The 25,283-nt window shown below is 73.0% G+C and carries 19 protein-coding genes; 8 read left to right on the top strand and 11 right to left on the bottom strand.

Going from position 1 to position 25,283, the window contains the following annotated elements:
• Window positions 1-298: 298 nt before the first annotated feature.
• Window positions 299-766 carry a DUF2867 domain-containing protein gene (locus tag ADK86_RS41060; protein ID WP_078952118.1) on the bottom strand — a complete coding sequence of 156 codons (468 nt, stop codon included), beginning with the start codon at window positions 764-766 and terminating at the stop codon, window positions 299-301.
• Between the two features lie 728 nt (window positions 767-1,494).
• Between ADK86_RS41060 and ADK86_RS19405 the strand changes: the two genes are divergently transcribed.
• The 4 genes from ADK86_RS19405 (at window position 1,495) to ADK86_RS19385 (ending at window position 5,266) form a co-directional block, all read left to right on the top strand.
• Complete coding sequence (locus ADK86_RS19405; RefSeq protein ID WP_053697711.1) at window positions 1,495-2,229, top strand: ANTAR domain-containing protein; 735 nt, start codon at window positions 1,495-1,497, stop codon at window positions 2,227-2,229.
• Window positions 2,230-2,314: 85 nt separating this feature from the next.
• On the top strand, window positions 2,315-3,028 hold the full coding sequence (locus ADK86_RS19400) for a GAF and ANTAR domain-containing protein (protein ID WP_053697691.1): 714 nt from the start codon (window positions 2,315-2,317) through the stop codon (window positions 3,026-3,028).
• Between the two features lie 963 nt (window positions 3,029-3,991).
• Window positions 3,992-4,216 (top strand): hypothetical protein, encoded by a 225-nt coding sequence (locus ADK86_RS19390; protein ID WP_053697689.1) that lies wholly within the window; start codon window positions 3,992-3,994, stop codon window positions 4,214-4,216.
• A 477-nt stretch (window positions 4,217-4,693) separates the two neighbouring features.
• Window positions 4,694-5,266 (top strand): TauD/TfdA family dioxygenase, encoded by a 573-nt coding sequence (locus ADK86_RS19385; RefSeq protein WP_107088513.1) that lies wholly within the window; start codon window positions 4,694-4,696, stop codon window positions 5,264-5,266.
• A gap of 54 nt (window positions 5,267-5,320) precedes the next feature.
• Here ADK86_RS19385 and ADK86_RS19380 read toward each other — a convergent pair whose 3' ends face one another.
• On the bottom strand, window positions 5,321-6,181 hold the full coding sequence (locus tag ADK86_RS19380; protein WP_107088514.1) for a helix-turn-helix transcriptional regulator: 861 nt from the start codon (window positions 6,179-6,181) through the stop codon (window positions 5,321-5,323).
• Between the two features lie 87 nt (window positions 6,182-6,268).
• Here ADK86_RS19380 and ADK86_RS19375 point away from each other — a divergent pair, with 87 nt between their 5' ends.
• The 4 genes from ADK86_RS19375 (at window position 6,269) to ADK86_RS19360 (ending at window position 9,044) form a co-directional block, all read left to right on the top strand.
• Window positions 6,269-7,042 (top strand): SDR family oxidoreductase, encoded by a 774-nt coding sequence (locus ADK86_RS19375; RefSeq protein WP_053697710.1) that lies wholly within the window; start codon window positions 6,269-6,271, stop codon window positions 7,040-7,042.
• Window positions 7,039-7,944, top strand: coding sequence for an SDR family NAD(P)-dependent oxidoreductase (locus ADK86_RS19370; RefSeq protein WP_053697687.1), 906 nt, complete (start codon window positions 7,039-7,041; stop codon window positions 7,942-7,944). Before ADK86_RS19375 ends, ADK86_RS19370 begins: the two co-directional genes overlap by 4 nt.
• Window positions 7,945-8,063: 119 nt before the next feature.
• A complete protein-coding gene (locus ADK86_RS19365) occupies window positions 8,064-8,273 on the top strand; it encodes a 4-oxalocrotonate tautomerase family protein (RefSeq protein ID WP_003985135.1) in 210 nt (69 codons plus the stop codon).
• 180 nt (window positions 8,274-8,453) lie between these two features.
• On the top strand, window positions 8,454-9,044 hold the full coding sequence (locus ADK86_RS19360; RefSeq protein WP_053697709.1) for a TetR/AcrR family transcriptional regulator: 591 nt from the start codon (window positions 8,454-8,456) through the stop codon (window positions 9,042-9,044).
• A gap of 53 nt (window positions 9,045-9,097) precedes the next feature.
• On the opposite strand, the gene ADK86_RS19355 is transcribed toward ADK86_RS19360, so the two are convergent.
• The 9 genes from ADK86_RS19355 to ADK86_RS19315 form a co-directional block, all read right to left on the bottom strand.
• The gene (locus ADK86_RS19355; protein WP_053697686.1) at window positions 9,098-9,703 is read right to left on the bottom strand and encodes a hypothetical protein; all 606 of its coding nucleotides are present in this window, start codon (window positions 9,701-9,703) and stop codon (window positions 9,098-9,100) included.
• Between the two features lie 51 nt (window positions 9,704-9,754).
• Window positions 9,755-10,132 carry a VOC family protein gene (locus tag ADK86_RS19350; protein ID WP_053697685.1) on the bottom strand — a complete coding sequence of 126 codons (378 nt, stop codon included), beginning with the start codon at window positions 10,130-10,132 and terminating at the stop codon, window positions 9,755-9,757.
• Between the two features lie 173 nt (window positions 10,133-10,305).
• Window positions 10,306-11,865, bottom strand: a complete 1,560-nt coding sequence (locus tag ADK86_RS19345; RefSeq protein WP_053697684.1) for an MFS transporter — start codon at window positions 11,863-11,865, stop codon at window positions 10,306-10,308.
• Complete coding sequence (locus ADK86_RS19340; protein WP_053697683.1) at window positions 11,862-12,692, bottom strand: thioesterase II family protein; 831 nt, start codon at window positions 12,690-12,692, stop codon at window positions 11,862-11,864. Before ADK86_RS19340 ends, ADK86_RS19345 begins: the two co-directional genes overlap by 4 nt.
• Window positions 12,685-13,833 carry a class II histone deacetylase gene (locus ADK86_RS19335; protein ID WP_234345933.1) on the bottom strand — a complete coding sequence of 383 codons (1,149 nt, stop codon included), beginning with the start codon at window positions 13,831-13,833 and terminating at the stop codon, window positions 12,685-12,687. The genes ADK86_RS19340 and ADK86_RS19335 overlap by 8 nt, the downstream gene beginning before the upstream one ends.
• Window positions 13,830-14,138, bottom strand: a complete 309-nt coding sequence (locus ADK86_RS19330) for a hypothetical protein (RefSeq protein WP_030374600.1) — start codon at window positions 14,136-14,138, stop codon at window positions 13,830-13,832. The genes ADK86_RS19335 and ADK86_RS19330 overlap by 4 nt, the downstream gene beginning before the upstream one ends.
• Window positions 14,139-14,214: 76 nt before the next feature.
• A complete protein-coding gene (locus tag ADK86_RS19325; RefSeq protein ID WP_053697682.1) occupies window positions 14,215-18,009 on the bottom strand; it encodes a bifunctional SDR family oxidoreductase/pyridoxal phosphate-dependent aminotransferase family protein in 3,795 nt (1,264 codons plus the stop codon).
• On the bottom strand, window positions 18,006-19,127 hold the full coding sequence (locus ADK86_RS19320) for a DNA alkylation repair protein (RefSeq protein ID WP_053697681.1): 1,122 nt from the start codon (window positions 19,125-19,127) through the stop codon (window positions 18,006-18,008). The genes ADK86_RS19325 and ADK86_RS19320 overlap by 4 nt, the downstream gene beginning before the upstream one ends.
• The gene (locus tag ADK86_RS19315; RefSeq protein ID WP_234345932.1) at window positions 19,120-25,281 is read right to left on the bottom strand and encodes a type I polyketide synthase; all 6,162 of its coding nucleotides are present in this window, start codon (window positions 25,279-25,281) and stop codon (window positions 19,120-19,122) included. Before ADK86_RS19315 ends, ADK86_RS19320 begins: the two co-directional genes overlap by 8 nt.
• Between the last annotated feature and the right edge of the window lie 2 nt (window positions 25,282-25,283).

The raw sequence follows: 25,283 nt of genomic DNA, 5'->3' as shown, positions 1-25,283 counted from the left end.
CCCGTGTTCGCCATGGGTCCGGGCACCGCCGCCGACGGTATCGCCCAGCAGACGGGCGACGGCAGACGCAGCCAAGGGAAAGCCCCGCCCGAGACACAGACGGGGCCGGGTCCGAGAGCAGCCAGCAACTCGGATCGATGGATATTCCGCACGCTACGTCGACCTAGAAAGCGCGCCTGATGGACTTCAGGTGGGCCGGCCGTTGCCGTCTCCCGTCGTCGTGCGCCGGTGGTGAAAGGTGCCTTGCGCCAGCTCGGGCGACAAGGAGTGCCAGGGCCGAGCCTTCACGGTGAACGTGTCAAGCCCGTGCGGCCACCCTGCGGGTCGCACGCTTCAGGAGAAGCGGAACAGCCTGGTGGTGCAGGGGGGCGGCCAAGGCCCACACGGCTCGGCCCGTACGGCCGGTGCTGTGCACGAAGGTCGACCAGGTCACGGACGAGCCACCGACGCGGATGACATTGCGGGCGGTGAGCAACGGGGAACGCGCCTCCAACGTGATCGAGCCGGGTCCGGTGGCCGTGATGGGCCAGCCCAGCACGTGCCGGCGTGCGCCGCGTGGGCCCAATCGCAGGCCGAGCCCGCCACGCCACGCGGCATACAGGCATCGCTGCAGGGCGACGGGTGCCTCTTCGAAGACGATCCGGGCCCATGCTTCGGGCGACAGCGGTGGCAGGCCCGCAACGGGTGCCGCGAACGCCGACGCATAGTGGGCACCAGCAGGGTCAACTGCGGTGCGGTGAACGGGCAACGCACGCGAAAGGGACATGGGCGGATTGTAGAGAAGCGTTGGGCCGCCTGGGGCCTGCTCGATCCCGTCCGAGAACAGGGGCGCATGCGTTGGCAGATGCTGACGGCCTCCAATGGCCGGTAACCGCGTTCGAGGCCGGACGCCCTGTGCCCGCGGCGCCTTTCGGCTTGGCCCGCTGGTCTTGCCGTACGGGTTGGCTGTGTGGAGACCGGGCGGTGGCGGTCCTGTCCGTGCAACGGCGTGCCGTCAGGGCCCGTAGGACAACAGGTGCGAAGGGCTCGCCGGTACCAGCCAGAGGTACGGGCGGCGGAAAGCCGTCCCCCCGCCGCGGGTAAACAGTCCGCTTCCGGCCCGGCGAACCGCTGCCGGGGCGCGGTCGTACGAGAGCGGCCTGCGGCAGGGCGCCTCCGTCCGCACCTCCGAGCCCGGCTACGGCAACGTACGCCACCTCGCCCGGTCGTCAGCGGCCCGGCAAAGCCACCCTTCACAACCGCGACACCCCCTGTGAGGGCCGGACCGGCGGCGCTAGTCTGGCAGTTGCACCGTAAGGTCGCCGGGGCCGGGTGGAGCCGGCCCGAGCGGCGGCCGGGGCGGGTCAGGCGGGAGGCAGGTGGCATGCAGCGGTTCCCGTCCGCGGGCATTCGCGGCCCTCTGTGGCCGGACTTTCGCTCCCACCGCTCGTAGGCGCACGCCCTGTCCCCGCGTTTCACGCCGTGGAGGCGGGAGCCTGCCGATCGGTGGCGTTCATGCCTGCGACCCCACGGGAAGTGCGCATCGCCGAAGCGGTGCGCGATCTGGTCCACCGCGCCGCGGACTTCGATCCGCTGGAGCTGCTGCACGACCTGACCGGACATACGACGGCCCTGCTGCCGGTGGCCGGGGCCGGCGTCACGGTTCTCGACGACCTGGGGCGGGTGGAGTACGCCACCGCCTCCGACGAACGCTGCCGCCATCTGGAGGACGACCAGATCGACCTCGACGAGGGCCCCTGCGTGGATGCCACCCGCGACGGCACGGCCGTGCCCACCGCGGTGCTGACCGGCCCGGCGGCGATGCGCTGGCCGCGATTCGCCCGCCGCGCCCAGCGGGTCGGCATCACCGCCGTGGCCGCGGTGCCGCTGCGCTCCCCCGCCCTGACCGTCGGCGCCCTGAACCTGATGGGCGAGCAGGACGCCGGGGCCCTGCCGGACGGATCGGACCTGCGCATCGCCCAGGCGCTGGCCGACGCCGCCGCGTCCTGTTTCGGCCACCGGCACGACCTGCACGACCAGGCCGTTCTGATCGAGCAGTTGACCACCGCCCTGGACAGCCGCCTGGTGATCGAACAGGCCAAGGGCGTGCTGTCCGAACGCCTGCGCATCAGCCTGGACGACGCGTTCCACCGGCTGCGCGCGCACGCCCGCGCCCGCCGGCGCAAGCTCACCGACCTGGCCACCGACGTCGCCCACGGCACGGTCCCCGACGAACTGTCCCGCTCGTGACCGCCCGGCCGCACCCGGCACCCAGCGGCGCCCCGGCCCGCCGGCACCCCGCCGTGGCCGCCGTGCCCGCGACAGAAGGTGGACCATGCCCCGCGCCGAGATCGACACCCTCTTCGACCGGCTGCGCCACACCGTGCGCACCGGCCGGAGCCTTGACGCCCTGTCCCCCGGGGCCACCGCGCGCCTGCTCGGTCACGACGCGCTGACCTTGTGCCTGGCCACCCCCCGCGGCCACCTCGAACTCGTCTGGAGCGACGATGCAGCCGGCCGGCTCGGCCCGATGCTGGACGACCTCCAATACACCCTCGGCGAAGGCCCCACCCTGGACGCGGCCCGCACCGGCCGCACCATCACCGAACCCGACCTGACCCGGACCCCCATCGACCGCTGGCCGCAGTTCCTGCCCGCCGCCACCACCACCCCCGCCCGCGCCGTCGTGGCCGTCCCGCTGCGCCTGGGCATCGTCCCCGCCGGCGTCCTGACGGTCTACCGCATCCACCCCGGCCCGCCCACCGCCCAACAGCAGCAAGCCACCGAACGCTTCGCCCGCGCCGCACTGACCCTGCTCCTGCGCACCTCGCCCGCCCGCCTGCTCACCGGCGAACACGGCACCGGACTCGCCCTGCACCGCGCCGAGGTCCACCAGGCCGCCGGCGTCCTCGCCGTCCAGCTCCGCCTCCCCCTCGACCAAGCCCTCCTGCGCCTACGCGCCCACGCCTACACCCACGACCTGGCCCTGCTCGACGTCGCCCGCGACATCCTCACCCACCGCCTCCACCTCAACGACGGCACGGCATGACCCACTGCCGGGCGCTCCAGCCCCGTCTCACCAGTGCTGCACCACCTCGCACGCGCGACGCACACTGCCAGCGTGGGCAGTGATCGATCGGGCGAACCGCCAGGTGCCGTCGTGAACTCGTGCGGCGAGCGGGAGCGGCTGCCCGACGAGCGCGAGAAGGCGCCGAGCTTCGCGAGCGCCGCTCGGGCGGATGGCGTTGAGGCGGACGGGTATGCCCGACAGCACGGTGAGCGCATGGCCGGAACCCTGCGTCCCTTCGGCCGAGGCGTCCAGCGCCGTATAGGGGAAGGCCCTGATCCCGTTGCGCCGACCCGCCCAGTACCTCCTGCGGTATCTGCCCGACGGGTCGTGGGAAACCGTGAGCTGCCTCGCCTCCGTCATCCGGTGCCGTGACCTTCAACTCCCTGACCGTGCTGGCCCGCAAGGCGATGCGTCCGCGCTCGGCGGGAGGCGTACTCCTGCTCACCCGCCCGGGCCCGGCCCTTCGCCCCATGGTCGACCGCACGGTGACCGGCTCGCCGCTCCCCCCAACGCGCTCTTCACTGAGCCGCCGCTGCAGTAGCGTTTATCCACCAGCCGTGATTATCGGGTGAACATCGTGCGACGGCACGTGCCCGAAGGTTCCGGTTGTCGTTGCTCCCACCACATAGGCGCCCCGAAGAAGGCGGAGGAGCTGATGGAACATCACGCGGCGCCGGCAACCCAACCTACGGTCCTTGGGCTATGCCTTCCTGGCATGCCGTCCGTACCGAGCTCTGGAACTGCGCCGCGAGGCATCGCTCGGCACTGCCGCCCAGCCGGCCTCGGCCATCCAGGAGCGCCGCGCCCACGGACGGCGGCGGTGTCCCTTCTGCTGTGGAGAGCCGTATGAACGCACACGTCGGCACGCCTTCGCACCTTGGCCTCCTCGGCCGGCAGCAACACCACGCCCCAGCCATCCGCCCTGAGCAGGAACCGGCCGCAGTGCGGCCGAAGGGAAAGGTCGCGCTTCCCACCATGGCGCTGCACGGCTGCGCACCGGAACACCACCGCGCCTGCCTTCAGGACGGGGTGGTGGTCCGTGAGGAGTGCGTGCAGTGCGGCTACCGGATCTCCTACGAACCCACCGACCGCAACCGCAACCCTCACCTCCCCCGGCCCCGCAACCGGGAAACGACAGGGCCACGCCAAGGCCGCCACCTGCCCTGATCGGCGAAGCCCCCCGCCAGAGAACCGTGCTGTAGGCGCCCTCCCCGCGGCCCCGCCCGCGCCGGTGCGGATCCGGGCCCGCCCCGCGGCATCCGCCTCGCCCCGGCCGCGACGTAGCGGAGCCGCGTCGGCACGGGAGCCGAAAACGGGAGGTCACCGACACCGCGGGCAGCAGACGAGCACCGCAGCGGCACCGGCTTGACCCCGGAGCATGCGAACGTTCGCGCAGCCGTTGCGCCATCCGTTCGGCTGGTTGGATAGCGGATGACGCCGGCGGTGTCCGCTGCCCATCTTGGCGATCAACAGGCCGCCCTTTGCGGACCCGGGACCAGGAACTGCTGCTCTGCTGCACGCGGCCCTGCTCGGCGAGGCATTCGGCTGGACCACCCAGCAAGGCGGCCGACTCGTCCGTGACGTGCTGCCCATTCCCGGCGAGGAGACCGAGCAGATGGGCTCCAGCAGCCGGGACGAACTGCTGTGGCACACCGAGGACGCCTTCCACCCGCTGCGCTGCGACTACTTGGGCCTGCTGTGCCTGCGCAACCACCGGCGGGCCGCAACCCCCCTGGGCCGGCCCGACCTGGCCGGCCTCACCGCCGAGGACCGGGCCACGCTCCTGGAACCGCGCTATCTGATCCGCCCCGACACCTCGCACACGCCCGGGCAGAACCCGGCGGGCGGCCGGCGCGCCGCACACTTCGCGGCGACCGCCGATATGGACGACACGCCCGAACGCGTCGCCGTCCTGTTCGGCGACCCGACGACCCGTATCTGCGGATCGACCCGGCCTATATGAGCCCAGCGCCCGGAGACACGGCCGCCCAGCGGGCCTCCGACACCATCACGGCGCTCATCGAGGACGGGCTGCACGATGTCGCCCTGGACGCGGGCTCGCTGCTGATCGTCGACAACTACCAGGCCGTGCACGGCCGCAAGCCATTCGTCGCCGCCTATGACGGCCGCGACCGCCGGCTCAAGCGCGTCAACATCACTCGCGATCTGCGCCGCTCCCGGCCCGCTCGGCAGTCGGCCACCTCGCTGCTGGTCTGAGCTCCCTTGCGCCGGGCGGGGTTGTGTCCATACCGCGCGGTGGCGGGGAGGCGGTCAGCGTGTCGGGCCGGTGATTTCTTGCGTGCCGAGGACGGCGAGCAGGTCCAGGAGGTCCGCGCTGTCGGTGCCGACGGCGGGGGTGAACCAGAGCAGCCGCTGCCGGCCGTCCTCGCTGAACAGGTTGAGGCAGTTGACCTCGACCAGGCCGAGCGTCGGGTGGTTGAGACGTTTGCGGTCGTCGCGCCGGAATGCCACGTCGTGGTCGGCCCACAGGGCGGCGAATTCGCGGGAGGCGCCGAGCAGCGTGCCGATCATCGAGCCGGCTTCGGTGTCCTTGGCATCGCGTCTGGCGGCGGCCGCCCGTAGGTCGGCGACGAAGGCCCGGGACTGGGCCGGGTGGTCGGCTTCGGGGTACAGCTGCCGGGCGTCGGGTTCGGTGAACCAGCGGTGGATGAAGCTGGCCCGGGCGCCGCTGAAGCCGGAGTGGTCCCCGAGCAGCGCCACCGCGAGCGGGTTCTGTACGAGGGTGACGTGCAGGTCGGTGATCACCTGGGCCGGGGTCGAGGTCAGGCGGGTGAGCAGGTCGGACATGCCGGGGTGGACGTGCGAGGCGGGTCCGCCGGGCGCGGGCACCGGGCGGTCGGCCAGGTGGTAGAGGTAGTCGCGCTCGTCGGCGGTCAGGCGCAGGGCCCGCGCCAGCGCGGCGATCATCTGCTCGGAGGGCTGGGATCCGGCGCCGCGTTCGAGTTCGTTGTAGTAGTCCACCGAGGCGCCGGCGAGCTGCGCGACCTCGTCGCGGCGCAGCCCGGGCACCCGGCGGCGAGGCCCATGGGGAAGGCCCACGTCGGCCGGACGGATGCGGGCGCGCCGGGAGCGCAGGAAAGCCCCCAGCTCGGTGTATCTGGCAGAACCCATGCCCGCCATTCTGCGTCCGGCCGGGCCGCCGACCCAGGGGATGGCATCCCCTGGTTCCGCCGGCCGGTGCCGCGCATCGTGGAGGACATGACTACGAACCACCCCACTCCCCCTCCCGTTCCTCCCCCGGCGGCCGGGCGGGTTGCCGTCGTCACCGGCGGATCACGCGGTATCGGCCGGGCGGTATCCCTCAAGCTGGCCCAGGACGGCCTGGCCGTGGTGGTCGACTACGCCCGCGACGCGGCAGCCGCCCGGGAAACGGTGACGGCGATCACCGCCGCCGGCGGACAGGCGATTCACGCCCAGGCCGATGTGGCGGACGAGCGCGCGGTCGCCGCCTTGTTCGACCGGGCGGAGCGTGAGTTCGGCGGCGTGGACGTCGTGGTGAACTGCGCGGGCCGACTCGCGCTGTCCCCGATCGCCGAACTCGACCTGGCGGTGCTCGACGCCGTGCACCGTACCAACATCCGTGGCGCCTTCGTCGTCGCTCAGCAGGCCGCCCGGCGGCTGCGCGCGGGCGGCTCGTTCGTGGGGTTCTCGACCTCCGTGGTGGGCACCCGCTTCCCCGCGTACGGCCCGTACGCGGCGAGCAAGGCGGCCGTCGAGTCGCTCACGTCGATCCTCGCCCGCGAGCTGCGCGGGCGGGACATCACCGTCAACACCGTCGCCCCCGGCCCCACCGCCACGGACCTGTTCCTCGAAGGCAAGACACCCGAACAGATCGACCAGCTCGCCAAGGCCCCGCCCCTGGAACGGCTGGGCACCCCGGAAGACATCGCCCAGGTGGTCGCCTTCCTCACCAGCCCGGCGGGGCACTGGGTGAACGGCCAGGTCCTGCGGGCCAACGGCGGCCTGGTGTGAGGACGCAGCCGAACATCGTGGTGGTCACCGGCGCCTCCAGCGGCTTCGGGAACCTCACCGCACGAGCCCTGGCCGAGGCCGGACACATCGTGTACGCCGGAATGCGCGCCACCGCGGAGCGCAACGCACCCGCTGTCGCCGCGCTCGCCCAGTTCGAACAGGACCGCGGCGTGCGGGTGGCCGCTGTGGAGATGGACGTCCAGGAACAGGAGTCGGTCGACATCGCCATCGACCACGTACGGGCGGAGCAGGGGCGGATCGACGTGGTGGTGCACAATGCCGGCCACATGGTCCTCGGACCGGCCGAGGCATTCACCGTCGCTCAGCTCACCGAGGTCTACGACATCAACGTGCTGTCCACACAGCGGGTGAACCGTGCCGTGCTGCCGGTCATGCGTGACCAGCGACGGGGCCTGCTCGTGTGGGTCGGCTCCTCCTCGACCCGGGGCGGGCACCCGCCCTTCCTGGGGCCCTACTTCGCCGCCAAGGCCGCGATGGACGCTCTCGCCGAGAGCTACGCCGCCGAGCTGATCAAGTTCGGGATCGAGACCACCCTCGTCGTCCCCGGCGCCTACCCGAGCGGCACCAACCACTTCACCCGCGCCGGCGCGCCCGCCGACACCCGGCGGGCCGCGGAGTACGACGCGCCCTACGGCCGGCTCAGGGACACCATGGCCCACGGCCTGAGCAGGATCTTCCCGCCTGGGCACGATGCCGCGGAGGTGGCCGGCGACATCGTCCGGGTCATCGGTCTGCCGCACGGGGAACGCCCGTTCCGCACCCACGTCGACCCCAGCCGCGACGGCAGCGAGGTGGTGTCGGTCGTCTACGACCGCATCCGCGCGGAGTTCTTCCACCGCATCGGCATCGACGAGCTGCTGTCTCCGCACGCCGGCCTCTGACCACCCCGCCACCAGCCGTGGCACAACCCCACGGCCACCCGTTCCAGACCCCTTCCCGGACACGCATGTCCGCACCACCTCCCAGACCACACAAGAAACCCACGCAAGGAGAAACACCCATGCCTTTCGCCCACTTCAAGGTCCCCGCGGGCACCGTCACCGCCGAGGACAAGAAAAAGATCGTCGAGCGCACCACCGACCTGTACGCGGAGATCTACGGCGAACGGGCCCGCCCCACCACCGTCGTCCTGGTCGACGAGGTCGCCGACGGCGGCTGGGGCGTCGCCGGCAACGTCCTGACCGCCGCCATGCTCAACGGCGACGCCTGACCTCCACCCTCCGTGTGGGGCCCGACGCGCTGACGCCGGGCCCCACACGGCCACACCCGGACCAGTCCCCGCACCCGTGGGCCCCGACCCTCCCGTGCCGTCGGGACACATCCCCCAGCAGATGGATCGCCACCCCGGACCACATTGACGTACCTTCAGTACGTGAGGAACGGGGAGAGCATGACTCAGGGAATTCGGGCCCAGCAGCGGGAGCAGACCCGGCAGGCGCTGGTGCGGGAGGGCAGGCGGCTGTTCTCCGCGCTGGGGTACGGGAGCGTGGGGCTGTCGGAGATCGTCCGGGCGGCAGGGGTCACCAAGGGCGCGCTGTATCACCAGTTCTCCGGCAAGGCCGACTTGTTCCGGGCCGTGCTGGAACAGGTGCAGCAGGAGGTGGCCGAGCGGATCGCCGAGACGGCGGACGTCCGGGAGGACCCCTGGGAACAGCTCGTCTCCGGGTGCCAGGCGTTCCTCACCGTGTCCACCGATCCCGCGATCCAGCGCATCATGCTCGTCGACGGGCCCGCCGTCCTCGGCTGGAGCGAGTGGCGGGCCATGAACGAGACGACTTCGGGGCGGCACCTGGCGCAGGTGCTCGGGGACCTCATCGCCGAGGGGCGGATCGCCGCTCAGCCGGTCGAGCCGCTGACCCATCTGCTGTCGGGCGCGATGAACGAGGCGGCGCTGTGGCTGGCCGCGTCGTCGGGCCCGGGCGATCTGGACGCCACGCAGGCGGCACTGGTGGCGATGCTGGAGGCCCTGCGCGTCAGGTGACAGCGACGGGCGCCCCCCGGGGGGCGCCCGTTTCCGTACGGACGGTGGGCCGGTCAGCCCGCGCGGCGGGCGACGGCGGCGCGGTGGGCGCAGGCATAGCACCCGCCCTGCCCGCGGCGGATGTTGTTGAGGGTGGGGGCGCCGACGTGGCCGCACGTCGTGCAGCGGCACATCCACCGGTCGCGGACCCGGCCGGGGAACGGCTCCAGCGGCTCCATGCCGATCGCGCGCATCTCCGCCTCGGCGGTCTCCTGGCCCACCGGCGCCCGTCCCGCACACGCACGGCAGCCGCCCTTGCCGGCGCGGATGCCGAACAGCCGCGGATGGACGGTACGGCCGCAGACCACATGACGGCAGGGCCACCGGGCCCTGGCACCCGGGTACGGCTCCAGCGGCTCGAAGCCCGCGGCGCGCATGTCCGCCTCGGCCCGGGCCCGCCCGGCGGCCCGCCGGCGCTCCCCCGCGGCGATGCGTCCGCAGTACCGGCATCCGGCGCTCGCGCCGACGCGCACCGAGGTGAACGTGGGCGCGACCAGGTGCGCGTTCTTCGTGCAGCGGCTGCTCCAGGCCACGTTGGCCCCGGGATACGGTTCCAATGGTTCGAGACCCGCGGCGCGCATGACCGCGACCGCCGTCTCGGGATCGACTCTTGCGGGCACGACCGCCCTCCCCCCTTGGCCGCCGGCCCTCCGCGAGCGCCGGTCGGCAGGTCATCTCAGTGCGACGACATGGATGAGCACACCACTCGGGTCCGTGACGAACAGGTCGTTCCCCACCGGGTTACCAGTGCCGCACCGACGTCTCCCCGCCACCGGTCCCCCACACGCGGCTATGCGCTCCAACTCGCCTTTACCGTCCTCGACTTCGAGGGTGAGGCGGGCCGTGCGCAGCGGCCGTCGGCAGGGCCCCGGGAGAGCCGGGTGGGTGTCGTCGAGGAGGGCGAGTTCGTGAGGTGGCGGTCCGGGGCGGCCGAGGCCGACGTACCACGCCGTCTCGTGAGTGACCTTGAATCCGAACAGCTGGGTGTAGAACTCGCGGGACTCCTCAAGGCGTGAGGTACAGATCACCGGGCGGAGGCTGGTCAGCATGGAGTGCCATCTCCAGTCACGTACCGAAGGTATGCGAGTGAACCTAATGACGTACCGTCGGTATGTCAACATGGGTCGCCGCCGCCCACGGGGGTGCGGCGGCGGCGATACGGGCGGACATGACGGCGGGTGGTGCTGCCCGTCGGCACTCCGGCACCACCCGGTCCGGCGGGTCAGGAAGCCGGCTGCTCCGCGGGCTCGACGGGGCTCTCGGCCATCTCCACGGCCGCGCCCGTGGGCGGACTCTTGATGACGACCGCCACGAGCACGGCCGTCCCGAGCGCCAGCAGCGCGCCGATGACACCGATGACGTTCATGCCGTCGGTGAACGCGGCCCGGCCCGAGTCCACGAACGCCGCGGCCACGTCCGAGGACAGGTCCTTCGCCGCCTTCAGCGCGCCGGCGAGCGTGTCCCCTGCACCGTCCGGGACCCCGGCGGGAACGTCCACCCCACCGCGGTACACGGCGGTGGCGACACTGCCGAGAACCGCCACGCCGAGCGCCATGCCCAGTTCGGTGCTGGTCTCCGACATGGCCGCGGCGGATCCGGCCTGCTCGGGCGGCGCCGACCCGACCACGATGTCGGTGCCCAGCGCGATGAGCGGGCCGCCGCCCGCGTACACGAAGGCGAAACCGGTCACGACCTGCGCGATCCCGGACGTGCTGTCCGCGAGCGCCAGCATGACGTGCCCCAGCGCCGAGACGCCGAGGCCGACGGCGACGACGTACGCCGGCCGGAATTTGCTCGCGGCGATCGGGGACACGACGGACGTCACGATCAGGGCGAAGGCGGCGGGCAGCAGGTACAGACCGGCCTTCATCGGCGAGAGTCCGCCCACGAGTTGCAGGTACTGCGTCACGAACAGGTACGTGCCGCCGGCGACCAGCATGCACAGCAGCAGCGTCACCAGGGACGTGCGGAACGCGGGGTTGCCGAACAGGCGGAAGTCCAGCAGCGGGCTCGCCACGGCGCGCTGCCGGCGGACGAACACCACTCCCACGGCCAGGCCCGCGACGAGGATCAGCAGCGGCGGCACGGACACCCCGTCGTTGGCGATCTCCTTCAGGCCGTAGATCACCGGCAGGATCGTCGCCAGGGACAGGGCCACGCTGGCCAGATCGATCCGGCCCGCCTGTGCGTCGCGGTACTCCGGCAGCAGCACCGGACCGGCCACCAGCAGCAGCGCCATGATGGGCACGCCGAGCAGGAAGACCGAACCCCACCAGAAGAACTCCAGCATGGCGCCGCCGACCACCGGGCCGAGCGCGATGCCGACGGAGAACATCGTGATCCAGATGGCGATGGCCACCCCGCGCTGCCGGGCGTCCCGGAACATGTTGCTGATCAGCGCCAGGGTGGACGGCATCAGGGTGGCCCCGGCGATGCCCAGCGCCGCGCGGGCCGCGATCAGTTGGACCGGGCCGTTGGCGTAGGCGGCGGCGACCGATGCCACGCCGAAGGCGGCGGCGCCGATCAGCAGCAGCTTCCGGCGGCCGATACGGTCGCCCAGCGTGCCCATGGTCACCAGGAAGCCGGCGATCAGGAAGCCGTAGATGTCGATGATCCACAGCATCTGGGCGGCCGACGGGTTCAGGCCCTCACTGATGTGCGGGACCGCCAGGTGCAGCACGCTCACGTCGATCGACAGCAGCAGCGTGGGAAGCGCCAGCACGGCCAGGCCCAGCCACTCCCGTGGTCCGGCCCGGTGGGAGGTATCGGTGACGGTGCTCAACTTGTCTCCTCCAAGGAGTGCTCGGGATCGCCGGCCGGTAGGGGTGCCGGGCGGCGGGGCGGGCGGGGGACGCGGCCCCCGCCCGGCGCACCCGTGCGGCCGGCCACCAGATGGCGGGCGACGGCCGCGGCGTGCGGGGCTTCGTAGAGGTAGAAATGGCCGCCGGTGAACATCAGCCGCCGGAAGCCGCCGGTCGTCTCCAGGGACCACAGGTGCAGCCGGTCGGCGTCGACGACGGGGTCGTCGGCGGCTCCGAGCGCCAGGATGGGCACGCCGGTGCCCGACAGCGGCCGCTCGTAGCGCTCCATCGCCTCCAGGTCCGCCCGGATGGCGCGCAGCGACGGCCGGACGAGGTCCGCCCGGTCCATCAGCTGCGGCGCGATGCCGCCGATGTCCAGCAGATGCTCCAGCAGGTCGGCGTCGCTCCTGAGGTGGGTGGAGGGCGGTTCGCCGGCGAAGCAGGGAGGCTGACGCGCCGAGACGGCCAGCAGCTCGGGCGCGAGCCCCTTCTGCTCCATGGTCCGGGTGAGTTCGTACGCCAGTACGCTGCCGAAGCTGTGCCCGATGACGGCGTACGGCAGCTCGGGCAGGTCCGCGAGGCACCGGGCGAGCGCGTCGACGAGGGGTTCGACGCGGGTCAGCGGCTGTTCGCCGATACGGGCGCCCCGGCCCGGCAGCTGGGCCACGACGAGTTCGACGTCCGCGGGCAGCACCTGCCACCAGGAGCGGAACGCGGAGGGCCAGCCGCCGGCGTGCGGAAGGGCCACCACGCGGAACCGGGCCGCCGGGCGGGTGCCGCCGCCGATGGTCGTCCACCAGCTACTCATCGGCCGCTCCCCGTGCCGTGCCGGTGCCCGCCGAGGGGCGGAGCAGCAGCGGATGACGAGCTTCCAAGTGCTCGATCACCCGGCGCTGGTGGGGTTGCATGCGCTGGCCCGGCAGGTGGTCCAGCGCGTGCAGGAAGGGGTCCTGCGGGGCGGGCAGCCCGGCGATCGCGCTCGCCGTGCCGAGCACGAGCGTCGGCTGGTACCACGCCGAGTAGCCGCCCTCGTGGACGAAGACGATCCGGCCCCCGGACAGCTCGTCGGCGAGCCGGCACACCATCGACGTCATGGCGTGGAAGGTCCGGCTGGTGCACAGCATCCGGCCCATCGGGTCGTGCCCGCCCGCGTCCACGCCCGCCGCGACCAGGATCAGGTCGGGGCCGAACGCGCGGGCCGCGGGCGCCACGACGCGGCTGACGACGGCGAGGTAGGCGTCGTGTCCTGTCCCCGGGGGCAGCGGGACGTTGAGGGTGCTGCCCGCGCCGGCGCCCGTGCCCGTCTCCATGACGAGGCCGGAGGCCGGCGGGAACAGACCGTCCTGGTGGATCGACACGTACAGCACGTCGGGGTCGTCGTAGAACACGCGCTGGATGCCGTTGCCGTGGTGCACGTCCCAGTCCAGGACCAGTACCCGGCGCGCCCCGCGACGCTGTGCGGCCCGCGCGGCGATCGCGACGTTGTTGTAGAGGCACAGGGCCATCGCCCGGTCGGGTTCCGCGTGGTGGCCGGGCGGGCGGACCAGGCAGTACGCCCGCCGGAACCGCCCGTCCAGGACCTGCCGGACAGCCTGCGCCGCGGCGCCCGCCGCAAGCCTCGCGGCCTGTGCGCTGTGGTGGTTCACCTGCGCGTACACGCCGGCGTCACCGCCGCCGAGCGCCGACAGCGCCTCGACGCGCTCGATGTGTTCCGGCACATGCACCAGCAGCAGGTCCTCGTCGGAGGCCGGAGCCGGTGTGAGGCAGGTGTACCGGTCCAGCACGCCCGATGCCTTGACCAGCCCCTCGGCACGGCGCAGATCGGGGTCGACCGCGAACTGGCGGAGCGGTTCGACGCCCGGTCCCACCGGCACGTACCCCGAGCCGGGCCCGGGGTCGTGCCAGAAGCACATCTCGTGGCTGTACCACGCGATCTCGGAGCCGTTCACCAGGTGGACACACCCAACGAGGCCCGGCTGACGCCGGAGACCTTCTCGATGTACTGGAGGTAGTACTCCCGCTCCTCGTCCGGCGTGCGCTTGGCGCGGAACGTGGTCTCCAGCAGCTCCAGCACCTCGCCCGTCTCGCCGGAGGTGAGCTGCCCGTCCTTGCCCTCCTCCTCGACGGCGCGGATCCGCGCGGCCGGTTCCACCACGCCCTTGACGTGCTCGTCCTGGTCGGTGCCGTGGTTGCGGGTCGAGGCGATGGCCTTCAGTACGGCCGAGAAGAATGCCGTCCGGTCGGTGTCCGTCATGTCCGTTCCCCCTTGGTTGTCCGTGTGATCGTGCGCCGTGCGGCACGGCGCGCCGCCGCGCGTGCGTATCCGTCGGTCAGGTGATGAGGCCGCAGGCGCGGCCGGCCTTCTCCAGCGTGGCGACGGCCGTGTCCAGGTCGGCGTCCGAGTGGCTGAGGCTGACGATGGTCCGCAGCCGCGGCAGCGTCCGCGGTACGGCCGGGTAGACGATCGGCTGCACGAACAGCCCGTCGAGCTGGCACGCGCGGGCCATGGCGTTCGCCTGCTCGGCGCTGTGGCACATGACCGGTACGACCGGCGTCGTGCTCGCCAGTGTGTCGAAGCCCAGTGCCCGCAGCCGCTCCCGGTAGCGCGTCGTCCTGGCCCGCAGTTCGCCGGGCAGGTGCGGAGCGGCCTCGATCACCTCGATCGCCGCTTGGGCCGCCGCCACCTGGGCCGGTGTGACGGCCGCGGAGAACATCCAGCCGCGCGCGTTGTTCTTCAGCGCGAAGACGAGGTCGCTCGGCCCGGCGACGTAACCGCCCGCGCTGGGCACGGTCTTGGACAGCGTGCCCATCTTCACGTCGACGCGGGCCGGGTCGATGCCGAAGTGCTCGGTGATACCGCGTCCGGTGCGGCCGAGCACGCCGAGGCTGTGCGCCTCGTCCACCATGAGCGGGGCGCCGTAGCGCTCGCACAGCCCGACGATGCCCGGCAGGTCGGCCACGTCGCCGTCCATGCTGAAGACGGCGTCGGTGACCACCAGCCGGCCCGCGTCCCCCGCCTTCTTCAGGGCCCGTTCCAGGTCGGCGAGGTCGTTGTGCGCGTAGGTGACGACCTCGGCGCCCGACAGCCGGTAGCCGTCGAGGATGCTGGCGTGGTTGTAGACGTCGCCGATGATGACGTCGCCGGGGCCGACCAGCGCGCCCACGGTGGCCACGTTCGCCATGTAGCCGCTGGAGAAGACGACGGCGTCCTCGGTGCCGAGGAACCGGGCGAGCGCGAGCTCCAGTTCGCGGTGCAGATGGAGGGTGCCCGCGAGGAGCCGTACGCCGTGCGCGCCGGTGCCGTGCCGTTCCACGGCCCGCAGCGCCTGCTGCTCGATGTAGTCGTGCCCGATGAGCCCGAGGTAGCTGTACGAGGCGAAGTTGAGGAACCAGCGGCCGTCGAACTTGATGTGGGCGCCCCGCGCCTCCTCGATGACGGGCTCGTAGAAGTAGGCGTCCTTGGCGACGATGGCGCGGTCCTCCGCCGAGAGGGCATCGATGCGCCGGTCGAGGAAGGTGCCGTCGGGCCTGCTGGAAAGGCGGCCGGGCAGGGTGCGCCGGGGGGTACGGGCCGGGGGACGGAGCGTCTTGGCGGGCGGGGCCGTTCCGGCCGCCTCGGGAGCGGCGGGTGACGGGTCGCGGTACCGGTCCCAGTCGGGGACGAAGGAGTCGGCCGTTGCCCGGTGCACGGCGGCGGGGGCGGGCATGTCAGGCTCACGTTCCGCGGGCACCGGCACCGGGTCCGGGGCTGAGGCAGCGGGAGCCTCGACCGGCGCCGTCGCCGGGGCCGCCGAGGCCGTACCGGCCGGCGGTCCGAGGTGGCGGGCCAGTTCGCCGACCGTACTGTGCTCGAAGAAGGCCATCGGGTCGGTTTCGAAGCCGTCGGCGGACAGGGACGCGGCCAGCTCGACCGCCATCATCGAGTCGAGGCCCAGCTCCAGCAGGTCGTCCTGCGGCGCCACGTCGTCGACGTGCAGGATCTTCTGCAAGGCCGTGGTCAGCGACAGCCACAGCCCGCGTTCCGGTGTCACAGCGGTCATGGGTTCTTCCTTCGCGTTGGCGGCGGCGGTCAGGACGTAGTGCCCGGGAGGGCGGCCGAGGACGGTGCGCAGCAGGGCGACACCGCGGTCCGCGGTGAGGACCGGGAAGCCGTGCGCGGCGGCTTTCGGGGCGATGTGCGCGCCCATGCCGACGTCCCACAGCCCCCAGCCGAGACTGAACCAGGGCTGCCCTGCGGCGCGTTGGCGCGCCGCGTAGCCGTCCAGGTAGGCGTTGGCCGTGGCGTAGGCGCTCTGGCCGGGATTGGCGCGTACGGCGGCCACGGACGAGAAGAGGGCGACGAAGCCCGGTGCTCCGCTGTCCGCGGCCAGGTCGGCGATCGCGTGCACTCCGCCGATCTTGGGGCCGAGGACCTCCTCGACCTGATGGGGCGTCAGGTTACGGGCCAGGGCGTCGCGCAGCACCCCGGCGGCATGGAACACGCCGTCATAGCGCTCCGCGCCGTCGAGCACCCGCGGCAGGCAGCGGACGTCCGCTGCCACGGTTTCCAGGTGGCAGCGGCCGCCGAGCCGGTCGAGCCGAGCCCGGGTGTCCCCCTCGCCCGGGACGTTCCGGCCGACGAGCGTCAGGTGGGCGCAGCCCTCGGCCGCCAGGAACTCCGCGACCCGCAGGCCGATGCCGCCCATGCCGCCGGTGATGAGGAAGCGCCCACCGCGCAAGCGGGGGGCCTGTGCGGCCCTGGGCGGTTGTGGTGGCTGAGCGTCTGGTTCCGGTTCGGGCCGGTACCAGCCGTCCGCCCGGTGGGCGAGTTCCGGCCCGGCGTGTCCGAGTACCTGCTCCAGCGCGGTCGCCGTGAGGACGGCTCCGGCCTCCAGGTCCACCAGTCGCACGGTGGCGCGGGGGTGTTCCACGGCCATGGTGCGGCCGAGCCCCCACAGCGAGGTCATGAAGGGGTCGACGGTCTCCTCCCCCGCCACCTGCTGGGCCCCGCTGGTGACCAGTACGAGATCCGGCATCGGCGGACGTGCCGCGAGCCGCCGTACCAGGACGAAGACTCGTTGCAGGGCCTCGACCACCTGGTCCGCGCCGGCCGGGCCGCGCGGGGCGGCGTAGACCACGGTGCCCACGGGCGTCGCCGCGAGCGCCGTGTCGATGCGTTCCCCGGTCAGTTCGTCCGGCGTCAGGTGGACGACGGGCCGGCCGTCCGGCGCCGGTACCGGCCGCGGTGCGATCAGGAGCAGGGCCCCTTCGCGCGCCGCTGGGGCGGCCACCGGTCCGGTCTTCCGCCAGACGACGCTCTCGATCGAACCCGCGGCAGAACGGCCCGCTTCCTCCGCCTCCCGGGAAGGCGCCGGTGCCGCAGGCGACTTGAGCGTGATGCGGTCCAGTTCGACCAGGACTTCGCCCTGCTGGTTGCAGACGGTGGCCCTGCCCCGTACGGCACCGCCCCGGGACCCGGCGGCCGGGTCCCGTTCGACGAGGGCGAGCACCGTGCCGGAGACCCGTCGGCGTACCACGACACGGCCCACGTGCCAGGGCAGACACGCCCCGGCCGCCCCGCCGTCGAGCATGCCCAGAGCCTGGAAGACGCTGTCGAGCAGGGGCGGCGGCACGAACCCGGCCCCGTGCGGGCCGGTGTCCGCGCGCAGGACCATCAGCATGCGGTCCGGGCCGCGGTGCGCGGACCGGATCGCCCGGTAGGCGGGCCCGTACGTGATGCCGCTGGCCTGCCGCCATGCCGCCACGTCCGCCAGTACGACGGGCTCGGCGCAGCCGGCCCGCAGCCCGGCCGGGTCGAGGTAGCGGGGTGGCGGCAGGGGCGCGTCGCGTACGTGCGCCGTACTGTGCTCGACCGGCGCGCCGCCCGCCCCCGCGTCGAGCGAGCGGAGCGAGCACCGTCCGTCGCCGGAGGTGACCACCGTGAGGTCGACGCCGGAGCCGGTCACCCGGAGCGGTGCGGTGAAGGTGACGTTCTCCAGCGTCCACACGCGGTCGGGCCGCCGGGCGTCGCAGGCGGTGAGCACGACGTCGATCTGGGCGGCGGCCGGGACCACGGGAGTGCCGCCGATCCGGTGGTCGCCGACCAGCGGATCGGTGGCGGCGAGGTGCGCCGCGGTCCCGCTCATGTGCGCAGGGCGAACTGCTCGGTGGCCTTGACCAGGCCGTTCACCTGAATGTCGACGGCGTGCTCACCCGCGTAGTAGCGGCGGGTCTGCACCTCCTTGAGGGTGTGGGTCTTCTGGACGGTCCGCCGTTCCCCGGCGGCGAGTTCGAGGGTCGTCAGCTTGAAGACCTTGGGGATGCTGCGGCCGTTCTTGCGCACGTGGTGGACCACGTAGTCGACGGTGACGCTGTGGGCCCGGCCGTCGGCGTTCTCGACGGTGAAGTCGATGACGAGAGTGTCCCCGACGGCCACCGCAGCGGGGGTGACGCGCAGGCCGGACACGTGGACGAACTGCCCGCCGGTCGCCCCGAGGAGGGCCAGGGCCTGCTGGTCGCCCTTCTTCACCAGGGTGCGCAGGGCGTGCTTGACGATCCAGTGGGTCTCCGGTGTGGGGCTTTCCTCCAGCCAGCGCAACGCGGTGGCGAGCGCGATCTCGGGAGAGTCCTTGGAGATGTCGTTGAGGTTGTTGGCAACGGACTTGCGCACGTACTCGGAGGGGTCGCTGCGCAGGGGCTCCAGGACCTCCAGGACGGGCCGCGGGTCCTTGACGAAGATGTCAAGGGTACGGGCCCAGGGCAGGCGCGGGCGGATGCCCTCGCTGGCGAGGCGCCGTACGTTGTGGCTCGGGCTGTGCGCCCACTCCGCGACGCGCTGCATGGTCATCGCGTAGTGGTCCTCGACGAAGGGCCGGATGGCGTACTCGCCGGTGTGGCACCGGGTGATCGCCTCGATGGCGTCCAGGGACACCTCGGGGTGGTTTCGGCCGTACTCCTCCACGAACCTGGCCACCGGCATGAGGAACCAGCTGGTGTTGAACATGCCGTCGCCCTCGGCCAGTTCGTCCCCGAGGATCGGCACGAGGAGGGCCACGGCGGCCGGGTAGTCCCCGGGAAGCCGGGAGCGCAGACCTTCGGCCAGGACGAGGACGCGGTCCTTCAGCTCCTTGCCGGGGATGCGCTGTTCGACCTCGGCGGCGTAGCCCTCGACGTCGAACTCGGGGTGGACGGCGCGTACCTTGCCCCCGATGAGGCGCGCGGCCTCGCCGTTGAAGTGTCGCTTCAGTCCGTATTCGCTAGCCATGGTGCTCGGGCCTCTTCGTCTCGTGCGGGTGGGTGCTGTCGGTGGTCGTGGGGCCGGGTTCCGGGGTGCCGGGCGCGTCGGGGGTGATCCAGAACCGGCGGCGTCTGAAGGGGTAGCCGGGGACGGCGGACACCTTCTGGTGTTTGCCGTGGTGCAGGCCGGTCCAGTTCAGGTCCGCGCCGGTGTGGTTGTGGTGGGCCACCAGCGCGGCGTGCAACTGCGGCTGGTCCGCCCGGCCCCGCTGGAGCGTGGGGATCCACACGGGATCGGGGCCGGTACGCGTCCCGTCCAGCGTGGCGCGGGCGAGCGGGAGGAGCTGCGGGTGCGGCCCGACCTCCCAGACGGTGTGGGGCCCCGTGCCGGCCAGGGTGGTGACGGCCTGGCTGAAGCGGACGGTCCGGCGGATCGCCTGGGCCCAGTGCCCGGGGTCGGTGGCCGTGTCCTCGCTGTGCCAGGTGCCGGTGAGGGTGCTGGCGAAGGGGATCACGGGCGGCGTGAGCGGGGTCGCGGCCACGGCGTCCGTGAAGGGGGCGAGGGCCGGTTCCATCACCGCGGAGTGGAAGGCGTGGCTGACCTTCAGGGGCCGTACGCGGAAGGTGCTCCCCTCCGCGAACCGGGCCAGCGCTTCTTCCGGGCCGCTGACGGTGTGGACGCGCGGCGCGTTGTGGGCCGCGATCTCGATGTCCGGGTACGCCGCCAGCCCGGCCGTGAGCGTCTGGAGGTCGGTGTGGACGACGGCCATGGTGCCGGTGGCGGGTTGGGCCTGCATCAGCTCGCCGCGGAGCGCGGTCAGCCGCAGCAGGTCGGGCAGGGCGAGCACGCCGGCGGCCCAGGCCGCGGTCAGTTCGCCCAGGCTGTGCCCGGCGACCACGTCGGGCCGGACCCCGGCCGCCCGGAGGGCGGCGACGAGGGCGACCTGGACGCTGACGATGCCGATCTGCGCGTACCGGGTCTGGTCCAGCAGGTGCCGGGCGTCGCCCCACAGGAGGTCGGGCAGCGGCACGTCGGTGTGCGGCGCGAGGAGACCTGCGCATTCATCGAGGGCGTCGCGGAAGTGCGGCTCGGTCGCCGCCAGGCCCTGGGCCATACCCGCGTACTGCGAGCCCTGTCCGGTGAAGAGGAAGGCGGTGGTGGTCGCCGTCCGGGTGTGCCGGGTCGGCGGCGTGGCTCCGGAGGCGACCTCGGCCAGCCGGGCGGCCAGTTCGCCGGCAGTGGCTCCGTGCACGGCGATGCGGTACCGGTGGGCGGACCGCGCGGTGTTGGCGGTCAGGGCGAAGTCGCCGAGCAGCCCCTCGGCAGTACCTGCCAGGTGGTCGGCGTAGGCGCCGGCCAGGTCACGCAGTGCGGCCTCGTCCGCCGCACCGACCCGCACGATGTGGCTGTCCTGCGGAAGGGGAGCCTCCTCAGGCGGCGCTGGTGGTTCTTCGAGGATGACGTGGGCGTTGACGCCGCCCATGCCGAACGCGCTGACCGCCGCACGGCGCGGATGCCCGCCCCGCGGCCAAGGACGCGCACGATCGGCCAGATAGAAGGGTGTGTCCTCGAAACGGATGTGGTCATTGGGACGCGTGACATGCAACGTCGGCGGAATCACCCCGTGCTCCATCGCCAGCAGACACTTCACCAACCCCACCAGCCCCGCAGCAGGCTCCAGATGACCCACGTTCGACTTCACCGAACCAATCGCGCAGAACTGCGCACGGCGGGTGTGCCCGCGCCACGCTCGCACCAGCCCGTCGACCTCGATCGGGTCCCCCAGCTTCGTCCCCGTTCCGTGCGCCTCCAGCAGCCCGATCGTCTCCGGCGGGACATCCGCGTCCCGCAGTGCGTCGGAGACGACCTCCTTCTGCGCGCGGGGGCTCGGTGCGGAGTAGCGGGTCGTACGGCCCCCGTGGTTCACGGCCGCGCCCTTGACGAGGCCCCGGATCCGGTCACCGTCGCGCCGGGCGTCGTCGTGGCGCCGCAGGACGACGGCGACCGCCCCCTCGCCGGGGACGAAGCCGTCGGCGCCGCCGTCGAAGGCATGGCAGCGGTGGCGCGGTGACAGGGCCATCAGATCGCCCATCGAGCGGAAGTACTCCGGGCTGAGGGCGGCGTGCACCGCGCCGATCACCGCGGTGTCGATGTCCCCGGCGCGCAGGTGCTGCACGGCCGTGTGCATGGCCACCAGCGAGGACGAGCAGAGCGTGTTGACGAGCGCGCTCGGTCCGTGCCAGTCCATCAGGTAGGACAGCCGGTTCGCGATCATCGCCTCCAGGCCCAGGCCCCGGCCGTCGGGCACGCCGAGGCGCGCGCGTTCCTCGTGGTAGTGGTCGTGGCTGTACGCGATCCACAGACCGGTCCGGCTCCCCTCGGCCCGCTCACCGGCCCGTCCCCCGTCCTCCAGGGCCTGCCAGATCGTCTCGTACACGATCCGTGCCTGCGGGTCGATCAGGGGCGCTTCGCGGGGCGAGATCCGGAACGGGCCCGGGTCGAACTCGTCCACGGCCTCCAGGAACGAGGCGTGCGGGGCGGGCCCGGACGGCGGGCGGCTCCAGCGGCCTTCGGGCAGCGGGCGTACGGTGTGCCGCCCTTCGCGGAGGAGGTCCGCGAAGCCGGCGAGGGTGTGGGCGGTGGGCAGGCGGACCGCAGCGCCCACGACGGCGATGTCGCGGGAGCGTACGGGGCCGGGCGGCGGCGCGGGCTTTGCCGCAGCGACGGGTTCCGGCTCAACCAAGCGCGTCTGCGGGGCAGTTGGCGGCGTATTGTCCGGCTGGAGCGGCGGGATCAGCGAGGCGGCCAGGGCCGGCTCCTCGGCCAGGACGAACTCGGCGAACCGGCGGGGGGTCGGGTACTCGAAGAAGACCGTCGGATAGAGGGACAGCCCGAACTCCTGGGAGATCCGCTCGCTCAGCGACACGAGGCCGACCGAGTCGAACCCCGCCGAGAGGAACTCCGTGTCGGCGTCGTCCTCGGAGGTGCCCGTCAGCTCCAGGAACCAGGCGAGCACCCGTCCGGACGACGGTGGCCGCCCGTCGTGTGCCGCGGGGGCGGGGCGGGCGGGGGGCGCCGGAGCGGCCGGCGCCGCTTCCCCACCGCCGGCCGCGCCCGCCGCGGTCGCGGGTGCGTCACCGGGTACGGCCGCCTCGGCCAAGGGCTCCCCCGCCCCGCCGAACGCCTCCAGCGGCACCCGCTTGGACGACATGTCGCCGAAGACCAGCAGGGGACGGCCCGTGGCGTCGGTCACCGTCTGTGTGACGCGGCATGCCTCCGCGTTCCAGAAGGCGATCTCCGTACGGACGTAGGCCGCGTCGTCCAGCGGGCCGTGGACGTCCACCCGGCCCGCCGAGAGCGGGATGAACGCGGACGCGTCGGCGGCGCCGAACACCGGGTTGTCCGGGGCGATCGCCGCGATGGTGACGCTGTCCAGCAGCCCGGGGAACAGCTGGACGCCGGGCACGTTCAGCTCCCGCTGGCGCCGCCCCTCGACGCGGGCGAGCGTGCCGCCGTCCGGGAGACCCGCCACCCAGGAGATGTTGCGGTAGTAGCGGCCGTGGTGGTAGCCGATCCGCCGCAGCCACCGGTAGAGACCCGATCCGGCGTGCACCTCGGCGCAGGAACCGAGCAGCGCGGCGACCGGTACGGGAGCCGGCTCGGCGGCGGGCTCGCGCAGCAGGCGGCCGGTGACGTAGGGGCCCCCGTCCTGTTCGTCCTCCACCGTGAACTGCCCCAGCGCGTCGACGCGGCAGACCACGCGGCACGCGCCGGAGGGGATCAGCGGGCGGTGGAACAGCAGGTCCCGCACCCCGTGGAAGGGCTCGCCGCGCAGCGCGGCGCCCTCGCGCAGGAACTCCAGCCACGCGACGCCCGGCAGCATGATCCTGCGGTACACGGCGTGCTGCGCGAGGGGCGCCTCACCCGGCCCGAAGACCCGCGCGAAGGCGTGTCCGGCGGCTCCCTCGTCCCGTACCGGCTCCGTGGGCGCGCCGGGCTCGGGAGAGCGCAGCGGTTCGCGGAGGTCCAGTGCCCGCCCGGTCGGCTGGGCCGACGGCAGCAGGCGCTTGCGCCACGCCGTGTCCCCTTGGTGGGCGGCCCAGTCGATGTCCCGGCCCGCCGTGAACAGGTCGGCGGTGACCGCGGCGAGCACGGCGGCCACCTCCCGGCCGTCCCGGGTCCGGGCCAGGCGGGCGCACAGTTCGCCGCCGGTCGTGGCCTCGTACCCGGGCCCGGAGGCCGGATCGCCGTCGTGGCGGAGGATGTCGGCCAGCGCCTCCTCGACCGGCAGGCGGCCCCAGGCGAAGTCGCGGGCCGCCTCCCACCCCGGGGGCAGGTCCACCGCGTTCTCCGGCAGCCCTGCATCGCGCAGCGCCACCGTGAGGGCGATTCCTTCACTGATGCGCAGTAGTTCGCCGGAGAAGCCGGCCAGGCGCATCCCGGTCGCCGTCTCGAAGAGGCCGATGACCTCGTGCACCGCGGGCACCGAGCCGTCGAGGGCGGTGAGCCAGGCGGGAGTTGCCTCGCCCGCTTCGGGACGCACCGGTACGACGGGCCTCGCGGGCGCCGCGGAGTCGGCAGCGTCGTACCGCAGCAGCCAGATGCGCAGGGCGGACGCCAGCTCCGTCGCGTCGGCCCCGCAGACGGCCACCCGCTCGGAGCGGTGCGGACGGGCCAGCCGGGCGGTGGCGCACACGTCGCCGAGATCGTCGGCCACGGTGGGCAGGAAGCCGATCCACTGGGCGGCCAGTTCCCGCAGCGCGTACGGGGTGTCGGCCGACAGGGGAAGGACGTGGATCCTGCGGTCCGGCCCGTCGGTGCGGTCCGGTTCGGGCCGGGCCCGGGGGACGGCTTCGGCGACGAGGTGCGCGTTCGTGCCGCCGAAGCCGAACCCGCTCACCGCGGCCCGCCGTACGGGCGCATCGGGCCAGGGGCGGTGCGTGGCGGGGAGGTGGAACGGGCTGTCGGCCAGGTTCAGGCGGGGGTTGGGTTCTTCCACGGTCAGCGCCGGGACGATGCCGTCGCGCAGCAGGACGACCACCTTGGCCAGCCCGGCCAGGCCGGCCGCCGAGTGCAGATGGCCGATGCGGCGCTTGAGGGAGCCCAGTGCCACGGAGTTGCGGGGCACCCCGTGCCGGCCGAATACCTCGGTGAGCGCCCGCGCTTCGATGGGGTCGCCGATCGCGGTGCCGGTGCCGTGGGTCTCGACGTACTGGACGGTCACCGGGTCGATCCGCCCGTACACCTTGTCCAGCAGTTCCACCTGGGCTTCGAGGTTCGGCGATGTGACGCCCATGGTGCGGCCGTCGTTGTTGACCGCGCTCCCGGCGATGGCGCCGAGGACCAGGTCGCCGTCGGCCAGTGCCGCCCGCATCGGCTTCAGGACGAGGGCGACGGCCCCCTCGCCGGGCACATAGCCGTCGGCCCTGCGGTCGAAGGTCCGGCACAGGCCGTCCGCGGACAGGGCTCCGGTACGGGAGAGCAGGACGAAGGTCAGCGGGTCGATCAGCAGGTCGACCGCGCCGACGACGGCCAGCTCGCAGGCCCCCGCCGCCAGGCTCTGGCAGGCCAGCCAGACGGCGGACAGGGAAGAGGAACACGCGGTGTCGACGACGAGGCTCGGGCCCGCCAGGTCGAACCGGTCGGACATCCAGGCCGCCATGAAGTTCTGCGACCGCCCCCAGAGAGCGGCGGCGCCGGGCCCGTCGGCCGGGGCGTCGGCAGGACGTCCCGCATCGTCCGCGCCCAGGCCCCGGCCGTGGTCGAATCCGTACGCGTTCATGCGGGCGCCGATGAACACGCCCGCGTCGAGCCGCCGGCGCGTCCCCAGGTAGCCGGAGTCCTCCAGGGCCCGCGCGCCGACCTCCAGCAGTACGCGCTGCTGCGGGTCGAGGTGGACGGCGTCCTCGGCGGTCAGGCCGAACGCCTCGGGAGCGAAGGAGAACGGGTCCAGCAGGAAGCCGCCGCGGTGGTGTGTGCCCTGGTGGGCACCGTCGCCGAGGTACAGCTTCCGGGCCCAGCGGCTCGGCGGCACCTCGCCGACCTCGGTCCCGTCGTGCCGCAGCAGCGTCTGGAAGTCCGTGACGTCCTCGGCCCCCGGGAGCCGTACCGCCATGCCGATCACGGCGATACGGCTGTCGTGCTCGCTCACAGCAGTCCTCTCGTTCGGCTCGGTCGTCATGG

Origin of the sequence: Streptomyces sp. NRRL F-5755 (assembly GCF_001279365.1) — a bacterium.
GTDB lineage: Bacteria > Actinomycetota > Actinomycetes > Streptomycetales > Streptomycetaceae > Streptomyces > Streptomyces rimosus.
This window is presented reverse-complemented; position numbering and strand designations above follow the sequence as displayed.